Below are 23,372 nucleotides of genomic sequence, written 5' to 3'. Positions count from 1 at the left end.
GGATCAAAAAAGCCGCCGGAATCCGGCGGCTTTTTGCTTTCTTATCCTACCTTCACCGACAGCATACTCAGCGAGCCCATTACGATACCGTCCACCGGTACGGTGACGGATTCTTCCCCGTCCCAGGCGCCCAATGCATACAACAACGGCAGAAAGTGTTCCGGCGTCGGGTTAGACAAATCGGCGCCCTCATGCGACATAAAGTTGACCAGCGGATGGTTTTCGCCTTTATAGGCCAGATTTTCGCGCACAAAGTTATCGAAGCTAAACGCCCACGGGTACGGCTCCGCATCGCCCTTCCACTGCGCCATGCGCAGGTTATGCACCACGTTGCCGCTGGCAACAATCATGACGCCCTGATCGCGCAGCACCGCCAGCTTTTTCCCTAACGCATAGTGATACGAAGCGGGCTTGGTGCCATCTACGCTGAGCTGTACCACCGGGATATCAGCATCGGGGTAGACTTTAATCAATACGCCCCAGGCGCCGTGATCAAGCCCCCACTCGGTTTCATCCAGATAAACCTCCGCCGGCGCGAGCAGTTGCTGCACCTGACGGGCCAGCTCGGGCGAACCCGGCGCCGGATATTCGGTGTCGAACAACGCCTGCGGGAAGCCGCCGAAGTCATGGATCGTTTTGGGATTCTTCATCGCGGTTACCGCCGTTCCCCGGGTGAACCAGTGCGCGGAAATAGCCAGAATCGCCTTCGGACGCGGCATGGTCTTGCCCAGCTCACGCCACGCGGCGGTATAGTCATTTTCTTCCAGCACGTTCATCGGGCTGCCATGACCCAAAAACAAAGCTGGCATACGGGTTGTGTTCATAGCGTTATCCTTGAGTAATTGCAAAAGGCGGTTGCCTTTGTATGACGCTACATTAAGCCCAATGACGCAGATAGTCAGCCGGATAAACGTGATGAAGTCCTTCAGGAAATTTGAATGCTTCTGCCCGGATCATGTTTACTTATTGCTGCCTCAGCACAACATTTTACGTATATTGCTTTTAACAATGGATGCTATCGCTGTTTCCCTCTCGTATTTTTCCGTTTCTTTGTTATTATCATTAATAGGAATCATTATCAAATGGAGCTAACATGTCCGTACCTCTGCTTCTGACGCTGCTGGCGGGTGGCTCAACCTTTATCGGCGCTTTGCTGGGCATCATCGGCCAAAAGCCGTCAAACCGTATGCTGGCATTCGCCCTGGGGTTTGCCGCCGGCATTATGCTGCTGATTTCCCTGATGGAAATGCTCCCGGCTGCGCTGGCTGCCGAAGGAATGTCGCCGATATTGGGATATGGCATGTTTATCATCGGGCTGGTGGGCTACTTCATGCTGGACCGTCTGCTCCCTCACGAACACGCTCACGATCTGATGCATCCTCCGCTGGAGCGCAAGCCGCGTAATCTGCGCCGTACCGCGTTATTACTGACGCTGGGCGTGAGCCTGCATAACTTTCCCGAAGGCATCGCCACCTTCGTCACCGCCAGCACCAACCTGGAGCTGGGTCTGGGTATTGCGCTGGCGGTGGCGATTCATAACATTCCCGAGGGGCTGGCGGTAGCCGGTCCGGTATATGCGGCAAGCGGTTCGAAACGTAAGGCGTTGTTCTGGGCCGGGCTGTCCGGCGTCGCGGAAATTCTTGGCGGGCTGCTGGCGTTCCTGCTGCTGGGGCCGATGATTTCACCGGTATTAATGGCTTCTGTCATGGCCGCGGTGGCGGGCATTATGGTCGCGCTTTCCATTGATGAACTGATGCCGTTGGCGAAAGAGATCGACCCGCAGAACAACCCGAGCTATGGCGTATTATGCGGCATGGCGGTGATGGGATTCAGTTTAACGTTATTGCAGATGGGGGGGATTTAATCCCTTACTACGTCATAATGACAAGAATATCAGACCGGAACTGAAAACCCGGAGGATAAGCCTCCGGGTTTTTTATTCAATCAGCTGGCCTTTTTTGCCTGCTGTTCACGATAAGCCACCAGATCCTCAATGGTCAGTACCGGCATATCATGCTGCTTAGCGAATTCGATCACTTCCGGCGCACGCGCCATAGTGCCGTCATCGTTGGTCAGTTCACACAGTACGCCAGCCGGACGGAAACCGGCCAGAGAAACCAGGTCAATCGTTGCTTCTGTATGACCACGACGAGCCAGAACGCCGCCCGGCTGGGCGCGCAGCGGGAAAACGTGACCGGGGCGATGCAGATCGGACGGCTTCGCGCCGTCGGCAATCGCCGCACGGACGGTCGTCACGCGATCGCGGGCAGAAACGCCGGTGGTGACGCCTTCGGCCGCTTCAATGGTCACCGTAAACGCCGTGCCGTAATGGCTGGTGTTGTTGCTTACCATCATCGGCAGCTCTAACTGCTGACGACGCTCTTCGGTAATGCACAGGCATACGATACCGCTGCCGTGGCGAATCGTCAGCGCCATCTGCGCCTCGGTCATCGTCTCAGCGGCGAAGATCATATCGCCTTCGTTTTCACGGTTTTCATCATCAAGCACCATCACGCCGCGACCAGCGCGCAGAGCATCAAGGGCGCGTTCAACGCGTTCCATCGGGGTGCCGAAATCGGAAAGTAAAGTCTGATTCATGGTAAAAAAACCTCATTAAATTTATGGATTACCAGAATCAGGGCAAGCTTGAGGAGCGGCAAAGCAGCCTGTCGAAAGGCGGCACTGCCGTAAATAACGCGAGCGGGACTCAGCCCGGCAGGATACCGTTACTCTCTCCCATCCGGACTTTAACCGTCGGCTCCGGAATCACACCGGATCTGCTGACCTCCCGCCGGACCTGGCGTGAGCGCTCGCGGGCTTTCAGCACTAACTTGCTGATTTACCGCCGGTGGGGACTTTCACCCCGCCCTGAGAATAAGCACAACGACTATAACGCTAATGATTGATTTGGGCAATTGGATCGCATCGATCATTTTTATTCTTTTTACTGTCCCGCGTGATTGACGGCGTTATATCGCTGCCGGGGGTCGCATCTCACATTACCCGGCGTATGGAGGTTTATCCCGCGCCTCTCAGGTATTACACTATGCGCGAACGAATTTCCCCGTTATCAAGGAACGCACCATGATCGATCCGAAGAAAATTGAACAAATTGCCCGTCAGGTGCATGAGTCCCTGCCGAAAGGATTACGTGAGCTGGGCGATGATCTGGAGAAGAAAATCCGCCAGATCCTGCAGGCTCAGCTGAACCGCCTTGACCTGGTTAACCGCGAAGATTTTGACGTGCAAACGCAGGTTTTGCTGCGTACGCGTGAAAAGCTGGCGTTGCTGGAACAACGCCTGAGTGCGCTGGAAGCCAAAAACGGTGACGTTCCGGCGATAAAGCAGGAACCTGAACAGCAGTAAAAAACGGGAGCCTGGCTCCCGTTTTCGTTTCTATTGTCTTACCAATGCCTGCTTTGGCAGCAATATCCACAGCGCCGCCAGCATCCCGAGCGCGTACAGGCTTTTCCATCCCACCATCAGCAGCAATCCCAGGCACAACACGCAGCCAACGATCGCCATCAGCCGCGAACGCCCCTGTAACAGGCGGCATCCCGCCAGCATGCACAGCAGATAGATAAGGATAAAAATGCCGTTGGCATAAACAATCAGCACATCCAGCGGCAAATCAAGCAGATAGATCGCCACCGTGCATAGCAGGCAGCACCCGACCACCGCGCTCAATGCGTTGACCGGCGCCTGGCGGGAAGAAAGGCGCCCCAGCCGGCTTTGCGGCAGTTGCTGCGCCTGCGACCAGACCAGGCGGGCGAAGCTCTGCGTGTAAATATTGACGCTGGCGAAACAGGCCAGATAACCGATGATGCAGGCGATCCACAGCGCGTGCTGGCCGAACAGATCCACCACGATGCCCGGCAGAGAAGCCGCCGCAGCCCGGCCTTCGCCGTAAGCGTGGAAGTGCAGCACGGCGACCGTTCCGCCCCAGTAAACCGCGCCGGCCACCAGCAGGCCGATCAACAGCGCGCGCGGAAAGTCCCGCTCCGGATCGCGAAACTCCGACGCCAGGTGCGCGAACGCCTCCAGGCCGACGAAGCACCAGAACATCACCGCCAGCGCGTCGAACAGGTTGCCGGCATCCACCTCCGCCGGAGACGGCCACGGAATCTCCGTCGGCGCGATCCCGCCGCGCCACCAGATCGCCACGATCAGGGCGACGATCAGCACCGCAATGATAGTTTGCAGATTGGCGCTGGAACCGGCGCCGCGGGTGCCGAGCAGCCAGATAACCAGCAGCGTCGCCAGCTCGACCAACAGCAGTTCACTGCCGCTCCAGCCGAACAACGCCTGCCAAAAGCCCGTCGCGATTTGTAATGCCGCCGGCAGCCCGACGGGAATCACGGAAAGAAACAGCCAGCCGGTCACCCGGGCCATATGCGGCCCAAACGCCATACCCACGAAGTGCGCCGCGCCGCCGGCGCTGGGATAGTGTCGCCCCAGCGCGGCGAAGCCGATGGCAATGGGAAACACCAGTAAAATCAATACCGGCCATGCCCACAGGCTGTCGTCGCCCGCCACCAGCGCGGCAAGGGCGGGAACCGCAAACACGCCGGTTCCCAGCAGGGAAGTAGAGAGCAGTCCGACGCCCTGCGCCAACCCCAATTCTTGTTTCAGTCCGTTCACGTCGCCTCCCGGCGTGGGTTAGTGTCCCTGGCGAATAGTCTTGATAATGTTGGTGGTTGAGCACCCGTCTTCAAAGTTCAGCACCCGGACTTCCCCGCCCGCGGCGATCACTTCCGCCCCGCCGGCGATCTCTTCCGGTTTATAGTCACCGCCCTTGACCAACAGATCCGGCAGGATCTCGGAAATCACCCGCTGCGGCGTATCTTCTTCAAATGGGATCACCCAGTCTACGGCCTCCAGCGCCGCCAGCACCGCCATACGCTGCGGCAGCGGGTTTACCGGCCGTTCGTCGCCCTTGAGGCGCTTGGTGGAGGCATCGCTGTTCACTGCGACAATCAGGCGATCGCCGAGTTTGCGGGCGTTAGCCAGGTAAGAAACATGACCGGCGTGCAGAATGTCGAATACCCCGTTGGTCATCACCACTTTCTCGCCGCGTTGACGCGCCTTGGCGACGGCATCCTTCAGCTCTTCTTCGCTCATCACGCCAAAGCCGGTTTCACTGCGGCCGCGGATGGCATTTTCCAGCTCGATCGGCGACACCGTGGAGGTGCCCAGTTTGCCGACCACCACGCCTGCCGCCGCATTAGCCAGGAAGCAGGCTTCCTCCAGCGACGTTCCCGCCGCCAGCGAGGTCGCCAGCACGCCGATAACGGTGTCGCCGGCGCCGGTGACGTCATACACTTCCTGCGCCTGCGTCGGCATGTGCAACGGCGGCTTGTCGTGCTGCAACAGCGTCATCCCCTGTTCAGAGCGGGTGATCAGGAAGGCGGTCAGCTCCAAGTCTTTCATCAGCTTCAGGCCGCGCGCGACGAGGTCGTCATCGTCCTTGCAGCGTCCCACAACGGCTTCAAATTCAGACAGGTTAGGCGTCAGCAGGGTCGCACCGCGATAGCGTTCAAAATCGGTGCCTTTCGGATCGATCAGCACCGGTACGCCGGCGCCGCGCGCCAGAGCAATCATCTGCTGCACCGAATTCAGCGCGCCTTTGCCGTAATCAGACAGGATCAGCGCGCCCAGCGCTGGCAGCGCCTGCTGAATACGCTCGAAGATCGGCTGCGGATCCACGCTGCTGAAGCCTTCCTCGAAGTCCAGGCGAATCAGTTGCTGGTTGCGGGAGAGCACGCGCAGCTTGGTGATGGTAGGGTGTGACGGAACGGAAACGAAGTCGCACTTCACGTTCACGCTGCTGAGCTTCTCGCTCAGGGCACGGGCCGCATCGTCAATGCCGGTCAGCCCGACCAGGCGCGAATTGGCGCCCAGCGAGGCAATGTTCATCGCCACGTTGGCCGCGCCGCCGGGACGTTCTTCGATGGTTTCCACTTTTACTACCGGCACCGGCGCTTCCGGCGAGATACGGCTGGTCGGCCCGTACCAGTAGCGGTCCAGCATTACGTCGCCCACCACCAAAACGTTGGCACGGTGAAAATCAGGCAGGGTTACTTTCATCCCCAAACTCCCCAACAGGTCTATATTGCGCCAGATAATATCACACTCCTTCGCCGCTCCCCGTCCACAAATCGACGGCGATTAAAGCGGCGAAGGCGAAAAAACGCATTTTATACCAACTTTCATTACTACCGGTGATTTTGAACAACTTACAAAATCTATTACACTGGCCTCCCAAATCATCCCTGTGAGAACCTGCCCACCTGCTATGGCCGATAACCACGTTTACCCCGAATTCGAACGCGCAATGCTGCGCCCGCGCTATTGGCTGACCTGGCTGGGGCTGGGCGTGCTCTATGCCGTGGTGCTGTTACCCTATCCTTGCCTGCATAAACTGGGGAAAGGCCTGGGCCGGCTGGCTATGCGCTTTATGAAACGCCGGGTAAAAATCGCCCACCGCAACCTTGAGCTGTGTTTCCCCGATATGCCGGAGCAGGAACGCCGGGAGTGGGTAGAGAAAAACTTCGAATCCGTCGGGATGGGCGTGCTGGAGACCGGCATGGCCTGGTTCTGGCCGGACTGGCGCATTGAGCGCTGGTGCCGGGTGGAAGGCTACGACAACATGATTGCAGCGCGTAAGGATGGCAAAGGCGTACTGTTAATCGGCCTGCACTTTCTGACGTTGGAGCTGGGCGCACGGATTTTTGGTATGAAAAACCCCGGCGTGGGCGTCTATCGTCCCAACGACAACAAAGTCATGGACTGGATACAAACCTGGGGCCGCCTGCGCTCCAATAAGTACATGCTGGATCGTAAAGACGTCAAAGGCATGATCCGCGCCCTGAAGCAGGGCGAAATCATCTGGTACGCCCCCGATCACGACTACGGCCCGAAAAGCAGCGTCTTCGTCCCTTTATTTGCCGTGGAACAGGCCGCAACCACCACGGGCACCTATATTCTGGCGCGCATGAGCAAGCCGTCTATCGTGCCGTTTACCCCGGTGCGCATGGCGGACGACAGCGGCTACGTCCTGTACATTCAGCCGATGCTTGAAGGCTTCCCGCTGGATGACGAAGTGGCCGCCGCCGCTTACATGAATAAGGTTGTGGAAAAAGAGATCATGCTGGCGCCGACGCAGTACATGTGGCTGCACCGGCGCTTCAAAACCCGCCCTGAGGGCGTGCCTTCACGTTACTGACCCCCCAGCCGGGCACGGCTCAGGATAACCAGCGTGCCCAGCTCTCCGTGACCTGCCTGCGTTCCGCTTCAAACGCGCTTTGATCCACCGTACCGGATTGCTCCTGCAACGCCAGGCGATGGATTTCATCGCGCATGGTAACGTAAGCGCGGGTCAGCGCCATCGCTTCCTCTTCCGGCATGATGCCGTAGTTCGCCATCAGCTCGAAAATGCGTACGTTATCCGACCAACGCGTCAGACGCGGCTCCTGTGCGGCGTAATTGAGCACCAGGAACTGGGCGATGAACTCGATGTCGGTGATGCCGCCCGCGTCGGTTTTGATGTCGAACTTGTCGCGTTGCTTACCGCCGAGATGCTGGCGCATCTTTTCACGCATTTCGCGTACTTCGGTTTTCAGCGTGTCCGCCTCACGCGGCCGGCATAAAATTTCCCGCCGGATGGAGTCGAATTTCTGGTGCAACGCAACGTCGCCATACACCGGGCGGGCGCGCACCAGCGCCTGATGCTCCCAGGTCCACGCTTCTTCGCGCTGATAGTCAGCGAACGACGCGATCGTGCTGACCAGCATTCCCGCCGCCCCGGACGGCCGCAGGCGGGCATCGACCTCATACAAAATGCCGGAGGAAGTACGGGTGCTGAACAGATGCATGATTTTCTGGGCCAGGCGCAGGTAAAACTGACGGCCGTCGATGCTGCGTTCGCCGTCGGTCATCACGTCCGGCGGGCAATCGAGCAAAAAGACCAGATCGAGATCCGAACTGTAGCCCAGCTCCCAGCCGCCCAGTTTGCCGTAGCCTACCACCGCGAATCCGCGCTCTTCCCGCCCCTGCAAATGTGTGGGCTGGCCGTAGCGCGCCACCATCTGTACCCAGGCGTGCTGCACCACAGCGTCAATCATCGCTTCCGCCAGATAGGTCAGGTGATCGCTGACTTTCATCACCGGCAACGCGCCGGAAATATCGCCAGCGGCGATACGTAACTGCTGCGTTTGCTTGAACTGGCGCAGCGCCTCAAGCTGCTGCTCTTCGTCATCCTCCGGTACCCGCATCAGGTACTGGCGCAGTTCGTCACGATAGGCATCCTGCGCAATCGGACGGTACAGCGTGGCGGGATCAAGCAGCTCATCGAGCAGAATAGGGTGGCGCGCCAGCTGATTCGCCACCATCGGCGACGCAGCGCAAAGGCGGAGCAACTGCGTCAGCGCCGCCCGGTATTCCGCCAGCAGCTCCAGATACGTCGTGCGCGTTACGATGTTCAGCAACAGCGGCGTCAGGCGTTGCAGCAGCCGCACGGCGTCTTCCCGGACGCTGACCTCGCCCAGCAGCGTCGGCATCAGTTGATCCAGCACGTCGCGCCCGCGCGGGCCGATGGTACGTTTGTCCAGATCGTGGCGGAAGTCGCGGATAATACGCGCCAGTTGCCTGCGCGCTTCTTCATCCAGGGTCGGTGAAAACGGCGCCAGATCCCGTTCATCCAGATCGTCCTGCCAAAGCGCGGCGAAACGCTCCCGATCATCGTCATCTTCAGCGGATTCGCTTTCATCGTCGCCAATCAGGTCGTTAAAAATCCGGCGCACCCCGTCCATATGCCGTTCCAGCATCTGCAACAGTCCGTCCCAATCGGGAAAGCCCATGCCCCAGGCCAGACGCGCCTGATTCAGTGCGTCCTGCGGCAACGTTTGAGTCTGTTCGTCGTTGATAGCCTGTAACAGGTTCTCCAGACGACGCAAAAACAGGTAGGCCGTGCTCAGCGTCTCTACCTGCTCCGGCGTTAGCAGACCGAGACGGCCAATCGCCTCCAGCGATGGCAGTAAGGCGCGGTGTTGCAGCGACGGCTCGCGCCCACCGCGGATGAGCTGAAATACCTGCGTAATAAACTCAATTTCACGGATACCGCCCGCGCCCAGTTTGATGTTGTCCTTCAGGCCACGACGGCGCACTTCACGGGCAATCATGCCCTTCATGTTACGCAGCGACTGAATCACGCTGAAGTCGATATAGCGGCGAAAAATAAACGGACGCAGCATACTGCGCAGTTCCTGGCCGTATACGCCTTCCTCACCGCCCATCACCCGCGCCTTTACCATGGCGTAGCGTTCCCAGTCGCGCCCCTGCTCCTGATAATAGTCTTCCAGCGCGGCGAAGCTCAGCACCAGCGGGCCGCTGTCGCCGAAGGGGCGCAAACGCATGTCCACCCGGTAAACGAAGCCGTCGACCGTCGGTTGATCGAGCACTTTGATCAGCCGCTGGCCGAGACGGGTAAAAAACTGTGCGTTGTCCAGCTCGCGCCGCCCGCCCTGCGTCACGCCGCTTTCCGGGTAAGCGAAGATCAGATCGATGTCTGAGGAGAAATTCAGTTCGCCGCCGCCCAGCTTCCCCATTCCCAAAATCAGCAACGGCTGGGCCTCGCCCTGCGCATTGCACGGCGTTCCCCATTCGTTGCAGCAGGTTTGGTACAGGCTGTCGCGCGCCGCCACGATAAGCGTTTCCGCCAGTTGGCTGAGTAATTCCAGCGATTCGCCGGTGGTGCTCAACGCCAGCGCCTGCATCCAGGCGATGCGCACCAGCATGTGGCGGCGAAACAGACGCAGTTCGCGCATCAGTCCGGCTTCGTCCGTGACCGGCTCCAGCTTTTGCGCCAGCCACGCGGAATAATGGCGCCACTCCTGCGGATCGGGCGGCGTCGCGCTCAGCTGTTGCCACCATTCCGGGCAGGCCGCAAGGTTATCGCTGATGAAATCGCTCAGCGCCAGCGCGGCGCGGGCCTCATCGTACAGACCGGCCTCTGCCAGCCCGAGGCGTTCCGCCGCCCGCGCGGCCTGAGCCTTCAGTTCGGGCGAGAGGGGGAAAGGTAATGATAGCGACATAAACACTCCCTTTAATCCGGCGCCTGCGCGCCGGGACGCGAATTAGTGTGAACCGTTCAGCCAGAATGCCGGCTGGGCCAGCGCCCGGTGGCTGGCGCTTTCCGGCGATGCATGTTCCGGATCGGCGATGGCCTGCGCCAGGTCGCGCCATGACCCAATATAGTGCTGCGGACCTTCGCCGGAATACGCTCCGGCAAGCAAATGGAGGGTCAGTAAGAGATGACACAGGCGCGTAAGTTTGTCCTGATATTCGCTCCCCTGATGAATATGGGAAAACATCTCTTTCAGCTCCGCACCGGTACGGCCCAGCATGATATCGGCGAATCGTTTAAAAGAGCCGGACAGCTTACTTTGCGCTTTGTCATCCACGAAGGCGCGCCATTCTTCCAGCACCAGCCAGCGAGTAAGCGCTAACTGGGTTTGCAGATAAGCAGCACTGAAGCAGAGTGTGCGGGCATCGGCATCGTCCGCAGCCAGCCGCTCTTCCAGTAAAGTCAGGCCCGCGCGCAAATCCGTGCTGGCCTTGCGCGGCACCAGGCCGCCAAACAGGGTGAAAACCTGGCGCAGCAACGCAATGGCCTCGCCAACCGCGGCCCGCGCCTTTGATTCGCCACGCAGCCACAGCTCTTCATGGTATTGCCAGTGATTCAGGCCCAGCATGAATGCCGCCTGCATGCCCTGCTCTACGCTGGGTTTCCCCGCCATCCGCAGAACCGGAACCGGCCGCACCGCCTGTGCAGGGCGCCCCTGCGCCAGATAGTAACCCCGTGCGGCCTTACTCAGGCTGCCCAGGCGCAATCCGCCGTCCTCGCTCAGCACCCCGGCAAAGGCCAGCAGATCGTCGCGTTCTCCCTGCTTAAGCTCCAGCTCAATTTCACACAATGGCTCCGCCAGCTCGCCCGCTTTGACTTCGCCCTGATCCAGCGCGACTTCAATCTGGCTCTGCCGGTAAGTGACTACCCACTTTTCACGCTGAAAATGGGTGCTGAACAGAGGCCGCAACGCCTGCTGTAATTCCGCCGTGTTGCAACCGGCCGGCCACACACCGGAGGGGAAGAGGCTGATATCCAGCGCCGGCCCGGCCAGGGGAACATTGTACTCCGGGCGCTGATGCAGCCCGCCGACGGTTTGCCCTTTGGTTTTGAGCGTCATTTCATAACGCCCGTCTTCGCCACGGATGCGCAGCCCCATATCGTAACCGCGCAGCGTATTTTCCGCCGTTTCATAATATGTATTGCTCAGCAAGCGCGCCGGCGTATGCTGATGAGGCCAGGCGCCCAGCGCGCCCGGCAAATGCGCCGCCGCTTCCGGCGTCGCGATGAATTTCAGTTCAATTTCAACGGTCATAACCTGATTTGCCGCCTTCTGCCTGTGAGGGGTGATACTCTTTTTCGCCAGCTTACCGCAACCAACGGGCGCAAACGCAGTGAAATTCACTGTCTCAAACGCCGCTTCCGCGCCGCAAGCCGCGCCGGCCGTGCAAGTCAGACTGTTCTCATATCGGTTTTTTCATTGCTTCGCCACACTGTTCCCCGTACTATCTTATCCCATCCATATACTTATACATGATAATCAGATGCCTAGACTCCGCTTAATTTGTCTTACCCTGTTTGCCGCATGTTTTATGCTGAATGCGCATGCTGAAGAGAAGCGTTACATCTCTGATGAGCTGAATGCATACGTTCACAGCGGTCCGGGCAACCAGTACCGGATTGTCGGCACCGTGAATGCGGGTGAGGAAGTAACGCTGCTCAGCGTGAACGACGGCACCAACTACGGGCAGGTCCGGGACGCCAAAGGGCGCACCGTCTGGCTGCCGCTTGATCAGCTCAGCAAAGTCCCCAGCCTGCGCACCCGCGTACCGGAGCTGGAGCTGCAGGTGAAAAACCTGACGGACAAGCTGGCCAACATTGATGACAGCTGGAACCAGCGCACGGCGGAAATGCAGCGTAAAGTCTCTTCCAGCGACAGCGTGATTGATAGCCTGAAAGAAGAAAATCAGAAGCTGAAAGATCAGTTGGTTAACGCGCAAAAAACCGTGAACGCGGTAAATACGCAGTTAGATGATAAAAAGCGCGGCATTATCATGCAGTGGTTTTTATACGGCGGCGGCGTCGCCGGGGGCGGTCTGCTCCTCGGGCTGCTGTTGCCGCATCTGATTCCGCGCCGCAAGAAAGACCGCTGGATGAACTGAGCGGAACCTGCCGGATAAAAGAAAGAACGTCGCTCTGCGGCGTTTTTTTATGGCCGCAAGGCGCGGCGCGTGGCTTATAATGGGGGAAACAGGAATTTTTTGCGGGCTATGCCGCAGAGTCTCATATTGCCGTGCCCCCGGCGCGGCGGATTTTTTCGTCAGGAGCGTGTTTTGAAAATTTATCTGGTCGGTGGCGCCGTCCGTGACAAATATCTGGGTTTGCCGGTGACCGACCGGGATTGGGTGGTTGAAGGCGCCACGCAGGAAGAGTTGCTGGCGCAGGGCTTTCAGCAGGTCGGTAAGGATTTCCCGGTATTTCTGCATCCTCAGTCGAAAGAAGAATATGCGCTGGCGCGTACCGAGCGGAAATCAGGCCACGGCTACACCGGGTTTACCACCTATTTCTCCCCGGATGTCACGCTGGAGCAGGATTTACTGCGCCGCGACCTGACAATCAACGCCATGGCGGAAAGCGCCGATGGGACGCTGGTCGATCCCTATCACGGCATGAACGATCTTAATCAGCGTATTTTACGCCACGTTTCCGATGCATTCGGCGAAGATCCGCTGCGCGTACTGCGCGTTGCCCGCTTCGCCGCCCGCTTCGCCCATCTCGGCTTTCAGGTGGCGGAGGAAACAATGGCCCTGATGAGCCGGATGGCGGCCAGCGGCGAGCTGGAAAACCTGACCCCGGAGCGGGTGTGGCGCGAAACGGAGAAGGCGCTGGGCAGCCAAAGCCCGCAGGTCTATTTTCAGGTTCTGCGCGACTGCGGGGCGCTGGCGATCCTGTTTCCGGAAATTGATCGCCTGTTCGGCGTGCCTGCGCCGGAGAAATGGCATCCGGAAATCGACACCGGCGTGCATACCCTGATGACGCTGGCGATCGCCGCCCGCCTCAGCCCGGAAATCGACGTACGCTTCGCCGCGCTGACCCACGACATCGGTAAAGGACTGACGCCGCCGGACCTTTGGCCGCACCACCACGGGCACGGCCCGCTGGGGGTTAAGCTGGTGGACGAGATGTGCCGGCGTTTACGCATTCCTAATCCGATACGCGATCTGGCGAAGCTGGTGGCGGAATATCATGACCAGATTCATACCGTGGAGAAACTGCGCCCGGTGACGCTGTTGAAAATGTTCGATGCCATTGACGTCTGGCGCAAGCCAGAGCGCCTGGAGCAAATTATTCTGACCAGCGAAGCTGACGCGCGCGGACGCGCGGGCTGGGAAGAAAATCCTTATCCGCAGGGCGACTATCTGCGTGCTGCCTGGAACGTGGCGAATGCGGTTTCCGTACGTCAGGTGGTGGAGGAAGGATTTCAGGGGCAGGCGATCCGGGACGAACTTCAGGCACGCCGGCTCAATGCGCTGAGCGACTGGAAAGCACAGCAGGAAAACTGACGGGAGTCCGCCGCAGGGCGGACTCCGCAAACGTCTTACGACAGAAAAACCACGTAAACGACCGCTGCCACCACGAAACGGTAGATGGCGAACGGAATGAACGAGATCTTCTTAATCAGCGTGAGGAAGGTTTTAATCGCGACCAACGCCACGACGAACGCCGTGATAAACCCTACCGCAAACATCGGAATGTCCGCCACGGTCAGGAACGACAGGCTTTTGTACAGATCCAGCCCGCTGGCGCCGATCATCATCGGCACCGCGAGAATAAACGAGAACTCGGAAGCCGCGTAGCGACTCACGCCCATCAGCATCCCGCCGGAAATTGTAGAACCGGAACGTGAAAATCCCGGCCACAGCGCCAGGCACTGGAAACAGCCGATCATGAACGCCTGGCGGTAAGTGATGTCATCCAGCCCGACCGCGCGCGGTGTCTTTGGCTTCAGCCATTCCGCCGCCAGCAGCAGCAGGCCGCCCACCACCAGGGCATAAACCACGGTGCGCGGCTGGAACAGGGATTTAATCGAATCATGGAATACCAGTCCCAGCACCACGGCCGGGATCATCGCCAGCAGGATATGACCCAGGGTCAAATGACCGCCGGTTTGCCCTTCATGTTCTACCGGCTTGCCAAAATGGATACCGATCAAACCGAACAAACGGCGCCAGAACATCACCACAACGGCCAGAATCGAGCCCAGCTGGATGATGACTTCAAAGGTTTTCGCCTTGTCGCCTTCAAACCCCAGCCAGTGCCCCACGATAATCATATGCCCCGTGGATGAAACGGGTAAAAACTCCGTTAATCCTTCAACGACGCCTAAAATGAACGCATTAATCAGCGTATGCAGATCCATATATCTGTACCCTCAACCCACAAAATCCTGCGGCCATTCGCTGAACCGCACAAAAAAACGGCACGATCTTATCAACCATGCCGTTAATAATTGCTTGTTACGACCAGTATAACCGCCCGGAGTTTCAACGGGATGACAAATTTATCCGGTTAACCACATTATCAGACGTTACCGAGACGCTTTCCGCGCTCAATCACCACGCCAACCCTGGCCGCGTGCGCCACTGCACCCGGCTTACTGACTTTCAGGCGTATCCAGGGGCTGTTGAATTTATCCATCAGCATCATGGCCACCTCTTCCGCCACCCGTTCAACCAGAGCGAAACGATTAGGCTCAACGTGGTGGATCACCGCTTCACTGACGTCGGCATAGCTCAGACAATCCGCAACGTCGTCGCTCAGCGCCGCTTTGCGGTTATCCCAACCAAGTTCGATATCGAACACCAGCTTCTGCCGAATTGTTTGTTCCCAATCATATACGCCAATGGTCGTGATGACGGTCAGCTCCTCAATAAACACGATATCCATAATCAGATCCCCGATTTTGCGTTAAGTTAGGTATCACTTCCTCTGAAATATGCGTATTATCCACTGATGTCCCTGTGAACACGACTCTTTATAGACGGAACTGCGTATGAGTGCTACAGCGCTAGGCATGATTATTTTCGCGTATCTGTGCGGCTCCATTTCCAGCGCAATTTTGGTGTGCCGGATCGCCGGGCTGCCCGATCCGCGCGAAAATGGTTCCGGCAATCCGGGGGCAACCAACGTGCTGCGCATCGGCGGACGCGGCGCGGCGCTGACAGTGCTGGTGTTTGACGTGCTCAAGGGCATGATCCCCGTCTGGCTCGCGTACAAACTCGACCTGCCGCCGCTGTACCTGGGATTAACCGCCATCGCCGCCTGCCTCGGCCACATCTATCCGGTTTTCTTTCACTTCCGCGGCGGTAAAGGCGTCGCCACGGCTTTCGGCGCCATTGCCCCGATCGGCTGGGATCTCACCGGCCTGATGACCGGCACCTGGCTGCTTACCGTGCTGCTCAGCGGCTACTCTTCCCTCGGCGCCATCGTCAGCGCGCTCATCGCGCCGTTTTACGTCTGGTGGTTCAAGCCGCAGTTCACTTTCCCGGTCGCCATGCTTTCCTGCCTGATCCTGATGCGTCATCATGACAATATCCAGCGCCTGTGGCGCGGCCAGGAAGGCAAGATCTGGAAAAAACTCCGGAAGAACAAAACGACGGCAGACGAAAATAAAGAAGAGTAACAGGGCGGCGGGCCGCCCCGGTTAATCGCATTCAGGCGACCGGCGGCAACTCCGCCAGCGGCCAACGCGGACGTACCGTAATTCCCAGCTCGCCGGACGTTCCCCCTTTCAGCCGCACCATTCCCGCATACGCAATCATCGCGCCGTTGTCAGTACAAAATTCCGGACGGGCATAAAACACCTCCCCGCCGCGTTTCTGCATCATCTCCGCCAGACGCGCGCGCAGCGTGCGGTTAGCGCTGACGCCGCCGGCCATCACCAGACGTTTGAATCCGGTCTGCTCCAGCGCGCGTTTACATTTAATTGCCAGCGTATCCACCACCGCATCTTCAAAGGCCCGCGCGATATCGGCACGGGTCTGATCGTCATTGCCGTTACCGTGAATGGTGTTGGCGGCGAAGGTTTTCAGGCCGGAGAAGCTGAAGTCCAGGCCCGGGCGATCGGTCATCGGGCGCGGAAACGTAAAGCGCCCTTCCGTTCCCTGCTGCGCCAGTTTGGAAAGCATCGGGCCGCCGGGGTAATCCAGCCCCAGCAGCTTGGCTGTTTTATCAAAGGCTTCGCCGGCGGCGTCGTCAATAGATTCGCCGAGCAGAGTATATTCGCCGATGCCGGTCACGCTGATAAGCTGGGTATGCCCGCCGGACACCAGCAGGGCGACGAACGGAAACGCCGGCGGGTTGTCCTCCAGCATGGGCGCCAGCAGGTGCCCTTCCATATGGTGTACCGGCACCGCCGGCACGTTCCAGGCAAACGCCAGCGCGCGCCCTACGGTCGCGCCGACCAGCAGCGCGCCAACCAGCCCCGGCCCCGCCGTATAGGCGATGCCGTCCAGATCGCCCGCATTCAGGCCAGCGTCCTTCATGGCCGCCTGAATCAGCGGCACGGTTTTACGCACGTGATCGCGCGAGGCCAGCTCCGGCACCACCCCACCGTAGTCGGCATGCAGCTTTATCTGGCTGTAGAGCTGATTCGCCAGTAATCCTCGCTCATCGTCATAGATGGCGATGCCGGTTTCGTCACAGGATGTTTCAATGCCAAGAATGCGCATTAACGGCTCCACTGATGGTTAAAACAGAAACAAAGTGGCGCATGATAGCACATCTCGCTATACTGACGCGCTCCGCTGAGCGGAAGAAAAATGTTACCGCCCCGTATGCGGGCCGGGCGGCCTAAAACGGCAAACTGCGCTTTACAAAGCCGGGTTGTTTGGATTAAAATTCCGCACCATTTTTGAATAAAGCTGACTCTGGGTCAGCGTAAAGACCGATTTTATCGAGGTGAGAGGCACATGCCGGTAATTAAAGTACGTGAAAACGAGCCGTTCGACGTTGCTCTGCGTCGCTTCAAGCGTTCCTGCGAAAAAGCAGGTGTTCTGGCTGAAGTTCGTCGTCGTGAGTTCTATGAAAAACCGACGACCGAGCGTAAGCGCGCTAAAGCGTCTGCTGTTAAGCGTCACGCCAAGAAACTGGCTCGCGAAAACGCACGCCGCACCCGTCTGTACTAATCTTCTCCCGGAGATTCGTCTCCGGGGAAGTAGTCCACAGATTATGTAGTTGTTGCTCGACTGGTTGTAAAAGCAGTTTTATTATCAGAATTAGACAATTGCATACGAAGGCCGTGCCTTCCGAAAGGAATGCGCGGCTTGTTCTCGTTCATCAGGCTGAAAAGCTGTTTGCCTGCCCGGATTTTCCGCGGCGCGGCGAACACAAACCAATGTAAGGGTTTATGGCTGGACGAATTCCCCGCGTATTTATTAATGACCTTCTGGCCCGGATCGACATCGTTGATCTGATTGATGCGCGCGTGAAGCTGAAAAAGCAGGGTAAGAACTATCACGCCTGCTGTCCGTTCCATAATGAGAAAACCCCTTCATTTACCGTTAACGGCGACAAGCAGTTTTATCACTGCTTCGGTTGCGGCGCGCACGGTAACGCCATCGATTTTTTAATGAACTTCGATCGGCTGGAGTTTGTCGAAAGCATCGAGGAACTTTCCGCCATGGCGGGGCTGGAGATCCCTTATGAACAAGGGAGCGGTCCCAGCCAGATCGAGCGCCATCAGCGCCAGAGCCTGTATCAGTTGATGGGCGAGTTAAGTCAGTTTTATCAGCAGGCGCTGCGCCAGCCGGGCAGCCAAAAGGCCCGGCAGTATCTGGAACGGCGCGGGCTGAGCCAGGATGTCACCGACCATTTCGCCATCGGCTACGCGCCGGAGGGATGGGACAACGCGCTCAGGCGTTTTGGCGCTAATCCCGCCGGGCGTACGGCGCTGAACGATGCGGGGATGCTGGTAACCAACGACAACGGCCGGACCTACGACCGTTTTCGTGACCGGGTGATGTTTCCCATCCGCGACAAACGCGGCCGGGTTATCGCCTTCGGCGGCAGAGTACTGGGCGACGGGACGCCCAAATATCTCAACTCGCCGGAAACCGAAATTTTCCATAAAGGCCGCCAGCTGTTCGGCCTGTATGAAGCTCAGCAGAAACATGCGCAGCTTGAACGCCTGTTGGTGGTCGAAGGCTATATGGATGTGGTGGCGCTGGCGCAGTTCGACATTGATTATGCCGTCGCGTCGCTGGGCACGTCCACCACGGCGGAACACATTCAGCTGATGTTCCGCGCCACCGACAACGTGATTTGTTGCTACGACGGGGACAACGCAGGCCGGGAAGCAGCCTGGCGCGCGCTGGAAACTGCACTACCCTATTTAACGGACGGCCGTCAGTTGCGCTTTATGTTTCTGCCTGACGGCGAAGACCCTGATACGCTGGTGCGTAAAGAAGGGCGCGAAGCGTTTGAGCAACGGGTTGAACAGGCCCAGCCGCTGTCGGCGTTTTTGTTCGACACCCTGATGCCGCGGGTGGATCTGAGCACGCCGGATGGCCGCACCAAACTCAGCGCCCTGTCGCTGCCGTTGATAAATCAGGTGCCGGGAGAGACGCTGCGGCTGTATTTGCGCCAGTCCCTCGGCCAGAAGCTGGGAATTTTAGATGACAGCCAGCTCGAAAAGCTAATGCCAGCACAGGCAGAAAGCGGCAATAGTTATCAGGCGCCCCAGCTAAAACGCACGACAATGCGTATACTGATAGGATTACTGGTGCAAAATCCGCAGTTGGCGAGTGAAGTGCCCGCGCTTGAGGCGTTACGGGAGCACTCCTTGCCGGGGTTGCCTTTATTTATTGAACTGGTGGAAGTGTGCCTGGCGCATCCGGGGCTGACCACCGGCCAGTTACTTGAGCGCTATCGCGATAATAAATACGCGCAGCAGCTTGAAACTTTGGCAATGTGGAACCACATGGTTGTTGAGGATATGGTGCAGCCAACTTTCGTTGACACGCTGGCCAGCCTTTATGACTCCATCCTGGAGCAACGCCTGGAACAATTGATCGCCCGCGCACGCACGCACGGCCTCAGCCCTGAAGAACGGGAAGAGGTGCGCTCTTTGAACGAAGCGCTGGCGAAGAAAGCCTGAAAGAATTAAACGGCTTAAGTGCCGATATCTGGCGGGGAGTAGACCCCGCATAATGCCGCAATGCCGGGGAGCGGCGCATTAATGAAAAAGCCCCGAGCACGTTATTGTTGGTGGTTTCACCGACCGACACCATTGAAACTCTGAAGTGTGGATACCGTCTTATGGAGCAAAACCCGCAGTCACAGCTCAAACTTCTTGTTACCAAAGGCAAGGAGCAAGGCTACCTGACCTATGCCGAGGTCAATGACCATCTGCCGGAAGATATCGTCGACTCAGACCAGATCGAAGACATCATCCAGATGATTAATGACATGGGCATTCAGGTGATGGAAGAAGCACCGGACGCCGATGACCTCATGCTGGCCGAAAACATCGCTGACGAAGACGCCGCCGAGGCCGCCGTTCAGGTGCTTTCCAGTGTGGAATCTGAGATTGGCCGCACCACCGATCCCGTGCGCATGTATATGCGTGAAATGGGGACCGTAGAACTTCTGACCCGTGAAGGCGAAATCGACATCGCCAAGCGCATCGAGGACGGCATCAACCAGGTGCAGTGCTCGGTCGCCGAGTACCCGGAAGCCATTACTTACCTGCTGGAGCAGTACGATCGCGTAGAGGCCGCCGAGGCCCGCCTGTCCGACCTGATCACCGGTTTCGTCGATCCCAATGCGGAGGAAGATCTGGCGCCGACAGCCACCCACGTGGGTTCCGAGCTGGCGGAAGAAGACCTCGATGATGAAGATGACGACGAGGACGGCGACGACGACAGCGACAGTGATGACGATAACAGCATCGATCCTGAGCTGGCCCGGCAGAAGTTTGTCGAACTGCGCGAACAGTATGAGAAAACCCGCAATTCGATTAAAACGTACGGCCGCAGCCACGCCAAGGCCGCCGAAGAGATCCTGAATCTCTCCGAAGTATTTAAGCAGTTCCGTCTGGTGCCCAAGCAGTTTGACTACCTGGTCAACAACATGCGTGAAATGATGGACCGCGTTCGTACTCAGGAACGCCTCATCATGCGCCTGTGCGTTGAGCAGAGCAAAATGCCGAAAAAGAACTTCATCACTATGTTCACCGGCAACGAAACCAATACCAGCTGGTTTGACGCTGCTGTCGCCATGGCGAAACCCTGGTCGGAAAAGCTGAAGGAAACCCGTGATGACGTTGAACGCAGCCTGCATAAACTGCATCAGATCGAGGAAGAAACCGGTCTGACGATTGAGCAGGTTAAGGATATCAACCGTCGCATGTCCATCGGCGAAGCCAAGGCGCGCCGGGCGAAGAAAGAGATGGTAGAGGCCAACCTGCGTCTGGTTATTTCTATCGCCAAGAAATACACCAACCGCGGCCTGCAGTTCCTGGATCTGATTCAGGAAGGGAACATCGGCCTGATGAAGGCAGTAGATAAGTTCGAATACCGCCGCGGCTACAAGTTCTCGACCTACGCCACCTGGTGGATTCGTCAGGCGATCACCCGCTCTATCGCGGATCAGGCGCGTACCATCCGTATCCCGGTACATATGATTGAGACGATCAACAAGCTCAACCGTATTTCCCGTCAGATGCTGCAGGAGATGGGCCGCGAGCCGACGCCGGAAGAGCTGGCCGAACGCATGATGATGCCGGAAGATAAGATCCGTAAGGTGCTGAAAATCGCCAAAGAGCCGATCTCGATGGAAACGCCGATTGGTGATGATGAAGATTCGCATCTGGGAGACTTTATCGAGGATACCACGCTGGAGCTGCCGCTGGACTCCGCGACGTCAGAAAGCCTGCGCACAGCAACCCGCGACGTGCTGGCCGGTCTGACCGCGCGTGAAGCCAAAGTGCTGCGCATGCGTTTCGGCATCGACATGAATACCGACCACACTCTGGAAGAAGTGGGTAAACAGTTCGACGTTACCCGTGAGCGTATTCGTCAGATCGAAGCGAAAGCGCTGCGTAAGCTGCGTCATCCAAGCCGTTCTGAAGTTCTGCGCAGCTTCCTGGACGACTAACGGTTTACCGGCCTTACCCAAAACCCTGGCACTAATCCCGCCGGGGTTTTTTATTGCCTGTCGCTCAGCGGGGGCCTAACGCATCGTTCATCGCACGGTAAGCGCTTACCAGCTCATCTAACTTTATCCGGCTCAGGCCGCTGGTATTGGGCAGGATCCACACCTGTGTGTCACCGAGGGTAATGTCTTGTTTTCCCCAGGGCGGATTACGCACGCCAAATGCCTCGCTGAACGCCTGCTTACCCAAAATCGCCAACGCCTGCGGCCGGCACGCCAGGATCTTTTCCTTCAGCACTTCCCCACCGGCTCTCAGCTCCTCGCGGGTCACTTCCGCCGCGCTGACGGTAGGGCGTGCGACCAACGCGGTGATCCCACAACCGGTTTCCGTCAGTTGTTCCTCTTCCTGCGGCAGTAGCTGCTTGCGGGTAAACCCAGCCAGATGAATCACTTTCCAGAAGCGGTTGGTCGGATTAGCGAAATGATATCCCTGATGCGCCGAGCTTAACCCCGGGTTGATACCGCAAAACACCACCCGCAATCCCTGCGCTAAAATATCGTGTACCATTCTCCCCCCTCCGTTCATAGCCTGATGATAAATCTTACATAAATAACAACGAGCTATCTATGCATAAAAAAGACACAAACGCCCGGCGAATGCTGGATTTTTTTATCGTTTATACACTATAATCACCGCCTCCTGGCCCCTTAGCTCAGTGGTTAGAGCAGGCGACTCATAATCGCTTGGTCGTTGGTTCAAACCCAACAGGGGCCACCAAATTTTTGATTTAGAATCATGTGATTAAGCCACCTCTAAAGGTGGCTCTTTTGTTATCAATACCGGGAGTGTCGCGCACGGGGTTCTTCAGGGACGAGCCTCTATTGGCTGAAGGAGTGGCTGTCAATCGGCACTGAAAACGTATCTTAAACGTCTTATCATGGGAAAATAGAATTAATCAGTTCATTTCTATTCAAAGAGAAGATATTTTCCCCTTCATTTTCTAATTTTCCCTTTTTCATCAACTCATTTTTTTTAGCCTCAAACTTTGGATTGTTAGATAAATAAAGAGCCATAACATAGTTATCGTCGTTTTCATTATTTTTTTCAAAAAGTGAAACTGCTTCCCTATAACAATCCCCAGCATCTTTACCAGTCCTTTCTAATAACATACACTCCGTCAACTTCGAGCCAGGCTTTGGGGTTTCCTTATTAATTAATTGTAATTGATGTAACCCCAGAAAATATTTCCGCTCAGCAAGTAAAATGTTTGCATACATATTTCTAACATTATTATTGCTGGGATTTTTTTCAGCCATTTCCTCTAACTGCTTTAGATAATTATCCCGCTCCGCATTGTCATCAGAAAGGGCATATTTAGTCACCAAGTTTGCAGCCTCTTTTGTTGGCTCATCCTGATATTTTATTTCATTAGCAACAACAGCAATTGGGATTAAAACTATAAAAAAGGCAATTAGAAAATATTTAATCTTCATTGAAAACCTTACCGTTGAAATTGTGTTAGTTTTATTTCTCGACTCATACTCCGAGGGGTTGGAACTACCTGCCCCGTGTAATTAGCATAAATATAACCACACTCTATGTATATCGATGGTGTAAGGTGTTTATCTTTAGGAATAAAAAAACCACATCCCCAATATAAAAATCATCCAGTCCAACGGCCCATTTTTCATTCTCTTTCCTATGCAAAATATACTTCTTATTATCGATACCATTCACAATACTACACCAGAAAAGAACGTGCCCCACACCTGCCACTTTAGCTGCATTAGTTTTTCCAATTGCAGATATATAAATATTCTTTCCATCCTTTGTATTTACATCTTTGACTGACAGCACGATAGTGTACCCACCATGCATCATCCCTACACCCTCAACCCGTAAGTCAGCTATTTGCCAAAAAGAAAATTGTTTAACGGCCATATGTTCTCCCTATACCCGTTCCATTTTATATGGATAGTACCCAACCTTGCTCAGATTTTCTAGCTTCAGGGAATTTCAGTTTACTTAACCCCGTAACCCTTATCACATCAGGCTTGTCACTCTGTGCCGACATTTTCTCGCGCTCCATTATAA

Annotated in this window: 21 protein-coding genes, 1 tRNA gene and 1 riboswitch; of the genes, 10 read left to right on the top strand and 12 right to left on the bottom strand. The window is 56.9% G+C overall.

Going from position 1 to position 23,372, the window contains the following annotated elements:
* Nucleotides 1-41: 41 nt before the first annotated feature.
* Nucleotides 42-824, bottom strand: a complete 783-nt coding sequence (gene ygiD / locus C8D90_RS05905) for a 4,5-DOPA-extradiol-dioxygenase (RefSeq protein ID WP_115457501.1) — start codon at nucleotides 822-824, stop codon at nucleotides 42-44.
* Nucleotides 825-1,093: 269 nt separating this feature from the next.
* Between ygiD and zupT the strand changes: the two genes are divergently transcribed.
* Nucleotides 1,094-1,864, top strand: a complete 771-nt coding sequence (gene zupT / locus C8D90_RS05895) for a zinc transporter ZupT (protein WP_115457499.1) — start codon at nucleotides 1,094-1,096, stop codon at nucleotides 1,862-1,864.
* An 80-nt stretch (nucleotides 1,865-1,944) separates the two neighbouring features.
* Here the strand turns inward: zupT and ribB are convergent, their stop codons facing one another.
* Nucleotides 1,945-2,598, bottom strand: a complete 654-nt coding sequence (gene ribB, locus C8D90_RS05890) for a 3,4-dihydroxy-2-butanone-4-phosphate synthase (protein ID WP_115457498.1) — start codon at nucleotides 2,596-2,598, stop codon at nucleotides 1,945-1,947.
* Nucleotides 2,599-2,724: 126 nt separating this feature from the next.
* A riboswitch (FMN riboswitch) is annotated at nucleotides 2,725-2,880 on the bottom strand.
* A gap of 204 nt (nucleotides 2,881-3,084) precedes the next feature.
* Between ribB and ubiK the strand changes: the two genes are divergently transcribed.
* Nucleotides 3,085-3,366: a ubiquinone biosynthesis accessory factor UbiK gene (gene ubiK / locus C8D90_RS05885; protein ID WP_115457497.1), complete on the top strand. Its 282-nt coding sequence runs from the start codon at nucleotides 3,085-3,087 to the stop codon at nucleotides 3,364-3,366.
* Between the two features lie 30 nt (nucleotides 3,367-3,396).
* On the opposite strand, the gene yjeH is transcribed toward ubiK, so the two are convergent.
* Nucleotides 3,397-4,641: an L-methionine/branched-chain amino acid transporter gene (gene yjeH / locus C8D90_RS05880; RefSeq protein WP_115457496.1), complete on the bottom strand. Its 1,245-nt coding sequence runs from the start codon at nucleotides 4,639-4,641 to the stop codon at nucleotides 3,397-3,399.
* Between the two features lie 18 nt (nucleotides 4,642-4,659).
* The gene (hldE, locus tag C8D90_RS05875; RefSeq protein WP_115457495.1) at nucleotides 4,660-6,087 is read right to left on the bottom strand and encodes a bifunctional D-glycero-beta-D-manno-heptose-7-phosphate kinase/D-glycero-beta-D-manno-heptose 1-phosphate adenylyltransferase HldE; all 1,428 of its coding nucleotides are present in this window, start codon (nucleotides 6,085-6,087) and stop codon (nucleotides 4,660-4,662) included.
* Nucleotides 6,088-6,295: 208 nt separating this feature from the next.
* Between hldE and C8D90_RS05870 the strand changes: the two genes are divergently transcribed.
* Nucleotides 6,296-7,225, top strand: coding sequence for a Kdo(2)-lipid IV(A) acyltransferase (locus C8D90_RS05870; RefSeq protein ID WP_115457494.1), 930 nt, complete (start codon nucleotides 6,296-6,298; stop codon nucleotides 7,223-7,225).
* A 19-nt stretch (nucleotides 7,226-7,244) separates the two neighbouring features.
* Here C8D90_RS05870 and glnE read toward each other — a convergent pair whose 3' ends face one another.
* The gene (glnE, locus tag C8D90_RS05865) at nucleotides 7,245-10,091 is read right to left on the bottom strand and encodes a bifunctional [glutamate--ammonia ligase]-adenylyl-L-tyrosine phosphorylase/[glutamate--ammonia-ligase] adenylyltransferase (RefSeq protein WP_115457493.1); all 2,847 of its coding nucleotides are present in this window, start codon (nucleotides 10,089-10,091) and stop codon (nucleotides 7,245-7,247) included.
* A gap of 42 nt (nucleotides 10,092-10,133) precedes the next feature.
* Complete coding sequence (locus tag C8D90_RS05860) at nucleotides 10,134-11,438, bottom strand: CYTH domain-containing protein (RefSeq protein ID WP_115457492.1); 1,305 nt, start codon at nucleotides 11,436-11,438, stop codon at nucleotides 10,134-10,136.
* Nucleotides 11,439-11,667: 229 nt separating this feature from the next.
* Between C8D90_RS05860 and C8D90_RS05855 the strand changes: the two genes are divergently transcribed.
* Together C8D90_RS05855 and C8D90_RS05850 are read left to right on the top strand one after the other, a co-directional pair.
* On the top strand, nucleotides 11,668-12,285 hold the full coding sequence (locus C8D90_RS05855; protein WP_115457491.1) for a TIGR04211 family SH3 domain-containing protein: 618 nt from the start codon (nucleotides 11,668-11,670) through the stop codon (nucleotides 12,283-12,285).
* A gap of 171 nt (nucleotides 12,286-12,456) precedes the next feature.
* On the top strand, nucleotides 12,457-13,686 hold the full coding sequence (locus C8D90_RS05850) for a multifunctional CCA addition/repair protein (RefSeq protein ID WP_115457490.1): 1,230 nt from the start codon (nucleotides 12,457-12,459) through the stop codon (nucleotides 13,684-13,686).
* Between the two features lie 35 nt (nucleotides 13,687-13,721).
* On the opposite strand, the gene bacA is transcribed toward C8D90_RS05850, so the two are convergent.
* Nucleotides 13,722-14,543 (bottom strand): undecaprenyl-diphosphate phosphatase, encoded by an 822-nt coding sequence (gene bacA, locus C8D90_RS05845; protein WP_115457489.1) that lies wholly within the window; start codon nucleotides 14,541-14,543, stop codon nucleotides 13,722-13,724.
* A gap of 161 nt (nucleotides 14,544-14,704) precedes the next feature.
* The gene (folB, locus tag C8D90_RS05840; protein WP_115457488.1) at nucleotides 14,705-15,070 is read right to left on the bottom strand and encodes a bifunctional dihydroneopterin aldolase/7,8-dihydroneopterin epimerase; all 366 of its coding nucleotides are present in this window, start codon (nucleotides 15,068-15,070) and stop codon (nucleotides 14,705-14,707) included.
* Between the two features lie 106 nt (nucleotides 15,071-15,176).
* Between folB and plsY the strand changes: the two genes are divergently transcribed.
* A complete protein-coding gene (gene plsY, locus C8D90_RS05835; RefSeq protein WP_115457487.1) occupies nucleotides 15,177-15,806 on the top strand; it encodes a glycerol-3-phosphate 1-O-acyltransferase PlsY in 630 nt (209 codons plus the stop codon).
* Between the two features lie 31 nt (nucleotides 15,807-15,837).
* On the opposite strand, the gene tsaD is transcribed toward plsY, so the two are convergent.
* Nucleotides 15,838-16,854: a tRNA (adenosine(37)-N6)-threonylcarbamoyltransferase complex transferase subunit TsaD gene (tsaD, locus tag C8D90_RS05830; protein ID WP_115457486.1), complete on the bottom strand. Its 1,017-nt coding sequence runs from the start codon at nucleotides 16,852-16,854 to the stop codon at nucleotides 15,838-15,840.
* A 240-nt stretch (nucleotides 16,855-17,094) separates the two neighbouring features.
* Between tsaD and rpsU the strand changes: the two genes are divergently transcribed.
* The 3 genes from rpsU (at nucleotide 17,095) to rpoD (ending at nucleotide 21,280) form a co-directional block, all read left to right on the top strand.
* Nucleotides 17,095-17,310 (top strand): 30S ribosomal protein S21, encoded by a 216-nt coding sequence (rpsU, locus tag C8D90_RS05825; RefSeq protein WP_001144069.1) that lies wholly within the window; start codon nucleotides 17,095-17,097, stop codon nucleotides 17,308-17,310.
* A 221-nt stretch (nucleotides 17,311-17,531) separates the two neighbouring features.
* Nucleotides 17,532-19,280: a DNA primase gene (gene dnaG / locus C8D90_RS05820; RefSeq protein ID WP_115457485.1), complete on the top strand. Its 1,749-nt coding sequence runs from the start codon at nucleotides 17,532-17,534 to the stop codon at nucleotides 19,278-19,280.
* A 161-nt stretch (nucleotides 19,281-19,441) separates the two neighbouring features.
* Nucleotides 19,442-21,280, top strand: a complete 1,839-nt coding sequence (gene rpoD / locus C8D90_RS05815) for an RNA polymerase sigma factor RpoD (RefSeq protein WP_221810526.1) — start codon at nucleotides 19,442-19,444, stop codon at nucleotides 21,278-21,280.
* Between the two features lie 64 nt (nucleotides 21,281-21,344).
* Here rpoD and mug read toward each other — a convergent pair whose 3' ends face one another.
* Nucleotides 21,345-21,845 carry a G/U mismatch-specific DNA glycosylase gene (gene mug / locus C8D90_RS05810; RefSeq protein WP_115457483.1) on the bottom strand — a complete coding sequence of 167 codons (501 nt, stop codon included), beginning with the start codon at nucleotides 21,843-21,845 and terminating at the stop codon, nucleotides 21,345-21,347.
* A gap of 134 nt (nucleotides 21,846-21,979) precedes the next feature.
* Here mug and C8D90_RS05805 point away from each other — a divergent pair.
* Nucleotides 21,980-22,055: transfer RNA gene (locus C8D90_RS05805), tRNA-Ile, on the top strand.
* A 158-nt stretch (nucleotides 22,056-22,213) separates the two neighbouring features.
* On the opposite strand, the gene C8D90_RS05800 is transcribed toward C8D90_RS05805, so the two are convergent.
* Nucleotides 22,214-22,771, bottom strand: coding sequence for a hypothetical protein (locus C8D90_RS05800; RefSeq protein ID WP_115457482.1), 558 nt, complete (start codon nucleotides 22,769-22,771; stop codon nucleotides 22,214-22,216).
* Nucleotides 22,772-22,874: 103 nt separating this feature from the next.
* Nucleotides 22,875-23,219, bottom strand: a complete 345-nt coding sequence (locus tag C8D90_RS05795; protein WP_115457481.1) for a hypothetical protein — start codon at nucleotides 23,217-23,219, stop codon at nucleotides 22,875-22,877.
* Nucleotides 23,220-23,372 lie beyond the last annotated feature (153 nt).

It is taken from the genome of Enterobacillus tribolii, assembly GCF_003363015.1.
GTDB lineage: Bacteria > Pseudomonadota > Gammaproteobacteria > Enterobacterales > Enterobacteriaceae > Enterobacillus > Enterobacillus tribolii.
Note: the sequence above shows the minus strand (reverse complement) of the source record. Positions and strands in the feature narration are given on the sequence as shown.

Coding starts and splice junctions, on each gene's coding strand:
- glnE (WP_115457493.1), bottom strand. CDS start 10,091: ATGTCGCTATCATTACCTTTCCCCCTCTCGCCCGAACTGAAGGCTCAG.
- C8D90_RS05870 (WP_115457494.1), top strand. CDS start 6,296: ATGGCCGATAACCACGTTTACCCCGAATTCGAACGCGCAATGCTGCGC.
- mug (WP_115457483.1), bottom strand. CDS start 21,845: ATGGTACACGATATTTTAGCGCAGGGATTGCGGGTGGTGTTTTGCGGT.
- rpoD (WP_221810526.1), top strand. CDS start 19,442: ATGGAGCAAAACCCGCAGTCACAGCTCAAACTTCTTGTTACCAAAGGC.
- bacA (WP_115457489.1), bottom strand. CDS start 14,543: ATGGATCTGCATACGCTGATTAATGCGTTCATTTTAGGCGTCGTTGAA.
- plsY (WP_115457487.1), top strand. CDS start 15,177: ATGAGTGCTACAGCGCTAGGCATGATTATTTTCGCGTATCTGTGCGGC.
- folB (WP_115457488.1), bottom strand. CDS start 15,070: ATGGATATCGTGTTTATTGAGGAGCTGACCGTCATCACGACCATTGGC.
- ribB (WP_115457498.1), bottom strand. CDS start 2,598: ATGAATCAGACTTTACTTTCCGATTTCGGCACCCCGATGGAACGCGTT.
- zupT (WP_115457499.1), top strand. CDS start 1,094: ATGTCCGTACCTCTGCTTCTGACGCTGCTGGCGGGTGGCTCAACCTTT.
- C8D90_RS05800 (WP_115457482.1), bottom strand. CDS start 22,771: ATGAAGATTAAATATTTTCTAATTGCCTTTTTTATAGTTTTAATCCCA.
- dnaG (WP_115457485.1), top strand. CDS start 17,532: ATGGCTGGACGAATTCCCCGCGTATTTATTAATGACCTTCTGGCCCGG.
- C8D90_RS05795 (WP_115457481.1), bottom strand. CDS start 23,219: ATGGCCGTTAAACAATTTTCTTTTTGGCAAATAGCTGACTTACGGGTT.
- rpsU (WP_001144069.1), top strand. CDS start 17,095: ATGCCGGTAATTAAAGTACGTGAAAACGAGCCGTTCGACGTTGCTCTG.
- hldE (WP_115457495.1), bottom strand. CDS start 6,087: ATGAAAGTAACCCTGCCTGATTTTCACCGTGCCAACGTTTTGGTGGTG.
- C8D90_RS05855 (WP_115457491.1), top strand. CDS start 11,668: ATGCCTAGACTCCGCTTAATTTGTCTTACCCTGTTTGCCGCATGTTTT.
- ygiD (WP_115457501.1), bottom strand. CDS start 824: ATGAACACAACCCGTATGCCAGCTTTGTTTTTGGGTCATGGCAGCCCG.
- tsaD (WP_115457486.1), bottom strand. CDS start 16,854: ATGCGCATTCTTGGCATTGAAACATCCTGTGACGAAACCGGCATCGCC.
- C8D90_RS05860 (WP_115457492.1), bottom strand. CDS start 11,438: ATGACCGTTGAAATTGAACTGAAATTCATCGCGACGCCGGAAGCGGCG.
- ubiK (WP_115457497.1), top strand. CDS start 3,085: ATGATCGATCCGAAGAAAATTGAACAAATTGCCCGTCAGGTGCATGAG.